This window comes from Nonomuraea diastatica, from assembly GCF_004349015.1.
GTDB classification, from domain to species: Bacteria; Actinomycetota; Actinomycetes; order Streptosporangiales; family Streptosporangiaceae; genus Nonomuraea; species Nonomuraea diastatica.
The window spans coordinates 1-6,845 of record NZ_SMKP01000315.1 but is presented as its reverse complement, the minus strand read 5'-3'; the positions used below and the strand labels follow the sequence as shown (position 1 = coordinate 6,845).

The following is a 6,845-nucleotide window of genomic DNA, read 5'->3' as shown; positions in this document are numbered from 1 at the left end:
GGATCTGGCGGTGCTGGGCTCGGGGGTGGCGCAACATTACCGGGTGCGGGCGGGCGCGGAGCGGTGGCGGTTCTGGTGGGTGCACTTCCAGCCGCGGCCGGGCTGGGCGGTGTGGCTGGCGCCGTACGCGGAGGGCGACGGTTGCCATCTGGTCGCCGGGGTGCCGCCGTCCGTGCATGAGCGCGTCGATCTGGCGTTCCAGCGGGCGCTCCAGGACGCGCGCTGGACGCCCGGGCTCGCGCGCGTGGTGCCGGTCGAGGCCCAGGATGGTGGGACGCGGCTTCCGGCGCTCGCCGGGGGCGGGCCGGCGCGGGAGCTGGTGCTCGGCGCCGTCGAGGAGGTGCTGGTGCTGGCCACCGCGTCCGCGCGCCCTGAGGACACGCGGACGGGCGAGGAGGGCGACGAACGCGTACGCCGTGCCCTGGCCGTCATCGCGGCCGAGCCCGGCGCCCCCCATTCGGTGGCCTCGCTGGCCCGCGCCGTCGCGCTCTCGCCCTCCCGCTTCTCCCACCTGTTCGCCGAGGAGACCGGTCAGACCCCCATGCGGGTGGTACGCCTGGCGCGGGCCCGCCACGCCGCGAGCCTGCTGGAGGTGACCGACATGGACGTCGGACAGGTGGCGGTGGCGTGCGGTTTCGTCAGCCCCTTCCACTTCAGCAGGGCCTTCAGCAAGGAGTACGGCCTGCCGCCCCGCGAATATCGTGCCCGCCTGCGCGGCGTCAGCGGCTGACCGGGAGCGGGCCCCTGTCGGGAGTGAACAGCTGGTCGTCCAGGTGGTCGACGGCGTAGTCGATCGCTCCCACCACCACGCACTCGTCACCCAGCGTGGACGCGCGCACCTCCGGCATGCGCATGCACGCCCGCTCCAGCCTCCGGCGCAGGGGCTCCAGCAGCACGTCGGCGGAACGGGAGAAGCCGCCGCCCAGCACCACCATCTGCGGGTCGAGGATGAGGACCATCGCGGCCGTGCCCACCGCGAGGTCGTCGACGTACCGCTCGACCGCCCCGGCCGCCACCGGGTCGCCGTTCCTGGCGGCCGCCAGCGTATGGCCGGCCGCGTCCTCCGGTGGGGTGCCCTCGGGGACGGACGCGCAGGTGTTGAGGTGCTCGGGGGCGTCGAACCAGCGGGCCTCCGGCAGCATGACGATCTCGCCGGAGGCCGCGCCGAACCCCCTGTGCACCTTGCCGTCGATGATCAGACCGGCGCCCATGCGCCTGCCGACGTGCAGGAACACCACGTCTCTCGCGCCCTTGGCGACGCCGCGCCTGGCCTCGGCCATGGCGGCCAGGCGGCTGTCGTTCTCGATCAGCACCTGGCAGGGGAACATCTCGCGCAGCTTGCCCGCCAGGTCGAGGTCGCGCCAGGTGGGGACGGCGGCGGAGTAGATGACGCGGCCCTCCACGTCGATCACGCCGATGGTGCCGACCGCGATGGTCCACAGGTCGGCGACGGTCGTGCGGCTGAGCGCGAGGCACCCGGTGACGGCGCGCTCGATCGCGGCCAGGCGCTCGCCGAGCGGGGCGTCGGGCAGCACCGGCTGCCTGGTCTCGGCGAGGATCTCGCCGTCGAGGTCGGACAGGGCGGCCCGGATGTTGTGACCCCCTATGTCGACGCCCACCAGGTAGCCGCTGTCGGCGCGGAACCGGTAGCGGCGCGCCGGCCGGCCCATCGTGCCCTGGCTGGGCGGCACCTCCTCCACCCAGCCCAGCGCCATGAGCTCGTCGGTGACCTCCTTCATGGACGGCCGGGACAGGCCGGTCCGCTCGGCGAGCGCCGACAGGGTGAGCGGCCCGGCTCTGCGCAGTGCCCGGATGGCGGTCAGCGAGTTGAGCTGCCGCAGCCGGGACAGGTCGCCGCCACGTAGGTCCGCCATCGCCGTCCTTAATGTAGTTCTCCTCTGTAATCGGTCAGTATGTCAGGGATCGGCCCATGGGTGTGTCGCTCTCATCCTCCTCGTATCGAGGAAATATGTCATTGACCGGTTCGTGCAGGTGATGCTACTAATGAAGCGCTCCTTCGTAAGTGATGGAAATGAGGACTGATGTCGTTCGATGACATCGGCGAGGTCGCGTGCCGTCCCCAGGACGCGCGTGTGTTCGAGCACGGCTGGCAGTCATGGAGCCCCACGGGCGCCTACCGCTGGCAGGACCCGCCGCCCCGGCCCGCCGATGAGACGATCCAGGTCCTCTGTTACCGCCCGGAGACCCCCGTCCCTGACGGGACGTTCCAAGGCGAGGGGCTGCTGGCGATCGAGGCGGGCGACAGGTCCGTTGAGCTCTGGTCGGCGCCGAGCCCTTTACGGGTGCCGTCCATCAGGGTGCGCGAGGAGCGCGGCCGGCTGGTGGTCTCCGCCGACGGCCCCGTACGCCACCACCGCGCCGAGACCGGCCTCGCCCAGGCCCTGCGTGACTGGGCGGGCACCATGGCCGAGCCCAGGGCATTCCCCGCGGTGCCGCCCATGTGGTGCACCTGGTACGGCTACTGGGACAAGGTCACCGACGCCGACGTCATCGGCAACCTGGAGCTGGCCGAGCGGCACGGCCTCAGCGCCGACATGTTCCTCATCGACGACGGCTACGAGGCCGAGATCGGCGACTGGCTCGAAGGCCGGCCCGGGTTCGGCTCGCTGGAGCGGGCCGTGGACGCCGTCACGGGAGCGGGCCGGCGGGCGGGGATCTGGACCGCGCCGTTCCTCGTGGGGCGCCGCAGCCGGATCTTCCGCGAGCACCCCGACTGGCTGGTCCGGGGCGCGTACGCGGGCCGCATGTGGAACCAGGAGCTGGCCGTGCTCGACGTCACCCACCCGGAGGCGGCCGACCACCTGACCGGCGTGTTCCGCACGTTCGCCGCGATGGGCATCACCCACTTCAAGCTCGACTACCTGTACGCCGGGGCGCTCGCCGGCCGGCGGAACGAGGACATCGACCCGATCGCCGCATACCGGCGCGGCCTGGAACTGGTGCGTCAGGGCGCCGGGCCGGGCGCCACGCTGCACGGGTGCGGGGCTCCCATGCTGCCCAGCATCGGGCTGGTCGACATCATGCGGGTCAGCCCCGACATCGCGCCGACGCTGCACCCCAGATCGGGCGACATCAGCCAGCCGTCGCAGCTCGGGGCCAGGCTCACCGGGGCGGCCCGCGAGTTCCTGCACGCCCGGTGGTGGGTGAACGACCCCGACTGCATCATCCTGCGGCCCGAGGTCGAAGCCAGGCAGGAGTGGGCGGCGCACATCGGGCGCACGGGCGGGCTGCGGGGATCCAGCGACCCGATCGCCGCCCTGGACGACTGGGGGCTGGAGACCACCCGGCGGCTCATGGTGGCGACGGCGACGGACCCGTCGTGACCGGCCACCCGGTGGGCGCGCCGGCGCGGCAGATCCGGTGGCGCGCCACGGCGGGCGGACGGGCGCGGCGCGGCGGGTGGCACGCCTACCTGTTCGTCGGCCCCAGCCTCTTCGGCGTGCTGGCCTTCCTGCTGCTCCCCATGGTCATCGTCGCGGCGCTCAGCCTCTTCCGCTGGGAGCTGCTCTCCGCCCCGGAGTTCGCCGGCCTCGACAACTACCGCCGCCTGGCCTCGGACGGCCGGACGTGGCACTCCCTCTGGGTCACCGTCGCGTACGTGCTGCTGTGCATCCCCCTCCAGACCGTGCTGGCCCTGGCCCTCGCGATCCTGCTCAACCAGCGCGTCAAGGGCGTCAGGCTCTTCAGGTCGCTGTTCGTGGTGCCGTGGATGGCCACGCCGATCGTCCTCGGCCTCATCTGGAACTGGATTTTCGACCCCCGCGACGGCGCGCTCAACAGCGCCCTGGCGCTGGTGGGCGTCACGGGCCCCGACTGGCTGTCCGACGCCACCTGGGCGCTGCCCGCCGTCGCGCTGGTCAGCGTCTGGCAGCACACCGGCTACACCATGTTGTTCTTCCTGGCGGGCCTGCAGGGCATCCCGCAGGAGTTGCACGACGCGGCCGCCACCGACGGCGCCACCCCGGCGCAACGGTTCTGGAGGGTGACGCTGCCGCTGCTCAACCCCACGATGTTCTTCGTCACGGTGACGAACATGATCGGCGCGGTCCAGGTGTTCGACACGGTCTACGCGATGACCGCGGGCGGCCCGGGCGGCAGCACCGAAGTGATCAACTTCAGGATCTTCGAGACCGCGTTCAAGCAGTTCGACTTCGGCTACGCGTCCACGCTGTCGATGGTGCTCTTCCTGATCATTCTCCTGGTGACGCTGGCGCAGGTCAGGTTCTTCGGCAAGCGCACCACCTATGACCTGAGCTGAGAGACCGATGACCAAGCGAATCCTGCTCTACGCCACGCTCGCGGGCGGAGCGTTCATCTCCGTCTTCCCCTACCTGCTCGTGGTGCTGACCGCCTTCAAGACGCAGGCGCAGCTCAGCTCCACCGCCCCCTGGCTGCCCGGGCTCCCGCCGACCACGGACAACCTCGCCGAGATGCTGGCCGGCGACTTCCCCCACTTCATCCTCAACACCGCCGTGATGACCGCGCTGCTGACGGCGGGCCAGCTGGTGTTCACCACGTTCGCCGCCTACGCCTTCGCCCGGCTGCGGTTCAGGGGGAGGGACGTGCTGTTCTGGCTGTACGTGGCGACCATGATGGTGCCGAGCGCCGTCACGATGATCCCGCTGTTCCTGATCATGCGGGAGCTGGACCTGGTCAACACCTGGTACGGCCTGCTCGCGCCGTACGTGCTCGGCACCCCGTACGGGATCTTCCTGATGCGGCAGTTCTTCAAGAGCCTGCCCGGCGGGCTGGAGGAGGCCGCCAGGATCGACGGGGCGGGGCCGCTGACGATCCTGCTGCGCATCATGCTCCCGCTCTGCCGTCCCGCGCTCGGCACGCTGGCGATCATCACCGTGATCTCGTCGTGGAACAGCTTCCTCTGGCCGCTGATCATCACCAGCGGCGACGACACGAAGGTCATCACGGTGGCCATCGCCACGCTCAAGGACGGCATCGGCGTCGACTACACCCTCATGATGGCCGGCAGCCTGATCGCGCTGGTGCCGATGGTGGCCGTCTTCATCTTCTTCCAGAAGTACATCGTCAGGTCGGTAGTCCTTACCGGCCTCAAGTAAGAAGAGGTCAGCGAATGTTGAACAACCCCCCGATTCGCTGGGCCGGGGCGCTGCTCTGCGCCGCCATGCTCACCCTGACCGCGTGCGGGTCAGGGGGCGGCGAGTCAGAGCAGGTCACGTTGACGTACCGGCTCTGGGACGACCAGCAGAAGGCCGGCTACGAGAAGGTGATGGCGGCCTTCGAGCAGGCCAACCCGGGCATCGACGTCACGATCGAGCTGCTGCCGTACGACCAGTACTGGACGAAGCTCACCGCCGACGCGGTGGCGGGCACGGCGCCGGACGTGTTCTGGATGACCCCCACCCAGTTCCCCGAGTACGTCACCAAGGGCGTGCTGGCCCCTGTCCAGGTCGACACCGCCAAATACCACCAGACCGTGGTCGGCTCGTTCACCTACGAGGGCAAGCTGTACGGCGTGCCGAAGGACTGGGGCGTCGTCGGCCTGCTCTACAACAAGGACCTGTTCGAGGCTGCCGGCGTGGAGATGCCGGACCGGCTCACCTGGAAGGCCGACGGCACCGGCACCCTGCTCGACACGGCCCGCAAGCTGACCGTGGACGAGGCCGGCAAGCACCCCGGCGAGGACGGCTTCGACCCCGCCAAGGTCAAGACGTACGGCTTCGCCTCGTGGAACCACTATCAGACGCAGTGGATGAACTGGGTCGCCTCCAACGGCGGCAAGCTGGTCGACAAGCCGTTCGGCACATACACCTTCAACGACCCGGCGTCGGTGCAGGCGCTGCAGTTCGGGGTCGACCTGGTCAACAAGCACCACGTCTCGCCGCCCGCCACCCGGACGAACCCGCCCACCGGCAAGGTCACCGACATGTTCAAGGCGGGCCAGGTGGCCATGTTCCCGGCCAACAACGCGCTGCTGCCGTTCGTGGCGCCCGAGTCGACGTTCGAGCTCGGGGTGGCGCCCATGCCGGAGGGCCCGCAGGGCCGCTCGGTCAACCTGAACGGCCTGGCAGAGGCCGTCTACGCCAAGAGCGACCACCCGGAGGAGGCCATGAAGCTGGCCGCCTATCTGGGCACCGAGGCGCCGCAGAAGACGATGGCCGACGGCGGCTACGTCTTCCCCGCGCTCAACGGCCTCGAACGGGGCTACGTCGACCACTGGAAGGCGAAGAAGATCGACGTCACGCCGTTCGCCGAGCAGGCGGCCGGCTCGACCTTCCCCCTGCCGATCACCACCGGCTTCACCGGCTTCGAGACGAAGCTTAACCAGATCTTCAACCAGATGTATCTCGGCGAACTCTCTCCCCAGCAGGCGGCCGACCAGGCTGTCGCCGAAGGCAACGCCAGCATCAAGTAAGGAACCCCTATGATCACCCGGCGTTCACTTTTCGCCGGGGGTGCCGGCCTGGGCTTCTCCGCCGCACTGGGTGCCGCACCCGTGCGCGCGGCGGTCCGGCGCGCCCCTCTGTCCGACCCCTTCCAGCTCGGCGTCGCCTCCGGCGAGCCCACGCATGACGGCGTGGTGTTATGGACGCGGCTGGCCATGGACCCGATCGCGCTCGACGGCCTCGGCGGCATGCCGAGCCGGCCGGTGCCGGTCCAGTGGCAGCTCGCCAAGGACGAGAACTTCAAGCACGTCGTACGCCACGGCGTCGAAACCGCCCGCCCCGACGCCGCCCACAGCGTCCACGTCGAGCTGGACGGTCTCGACCCCGGCGCCGAATACTTCTACCGTTTCAGGGCCGATCGCGAGATCTCCCCGTCCGGCCGCACCCTCACCGCCCCCGCCC

7 protein-coding genes are annotated in these 6,845 nt (G+C 70.3%); 6 read left to right on the top strand and 1 reads right to left on the bottom strand.

Going from position 1 to position 6,845, the window contains the following annotated elements:
• The coding region (locus tag E1294_RS50375; RefSeq protein WP_132519969.1) for a helix-turn-helix domain-containing protein at window positions 1-730 on the top strand (730 nt) is incomplete at its 5' end.
• Here the strand turns inward: E1294_RS50375 and E1294_RS50370 are convergent.
• Window positions 720-1,874, bottom strand: coding sequence for an ROK family transcriptional regulator (locus E1294_RS50370; protein WP_132519966.1), 1,155 nt, complete (start codon window positions 1,872-1,874; stop codon window positions 720-722). The genes E1294_RS50375 and E1294_RS50370 overlap by 11 nt on opposite strands.
• A gap of 168 nt (window positions 1,875-2,042) precedes the next feature.
• On the opposite strand from E1294_RS50370, the gene E1294_RS50365 reads away from it, so the two are divergent.
• The 5 genes from E1294_RS50365 to E1294_RS50345 all read left to right on the top strand — a co-directional run.
• Entirely contained in the window at window positions 2,043-3,344 is a 1,302-nt protein-coding gene (locus tag E1294_RS50365) for a glycoside hydrolase family 36 protein (protein WP_132519963.1), read from the top strand.
• Window positions 3,341-4,279, top strand: coding sequence for a carbohydrate ABC transporter permease (locus E1294_RS50360; protein ID WP_220448413.1), 939 nt, complete (start codon window positions 3,341-3,343; stop codon window positions 4,277-4,279). Before E1294_RS50365 ends, E1294_RS50360 begins: the two co-directional genes overlap by 4 nt.
• A 7-nt stretch (window positions 4,280-4,286) precedes the next feature.
• On the top strand, window positions 4,287-5,096 hold the full coding sequence (locus E1294_RS50355; RefSeq protein WP_132519960.1) for a carbohydrate ABC transporter permease: 810 nt from the start codon (window positions 4,287-4,289) through the stop codon (window positions 5,094-5,096).
• A gap of 14 nt (window positions 5,097-5,110) precedes the next feature.
• Window positions 5,111-6,412 carry an ABC transporter substrate-binding protein gene (locus E1294_RS50350; RefSeq protein WP_132519957.1) on the top strand — a complete coding sequence of 434 codons (1,302 nt, stop codon included), beginning with the start codon at window positions 5,111-5,113 and terminating at the stop codon, window positions 6,410-6,412.
• Window positions 6,413-6,421: 9 nt separating this feature from the next.
• The coding region (locus E1294_RS50345) for an alkaline phosphatase D family protein (protein ID WP_181958679.1) at window positions 6,422-6,845 on the top strand (424 nt) is incomplete at its 3' end.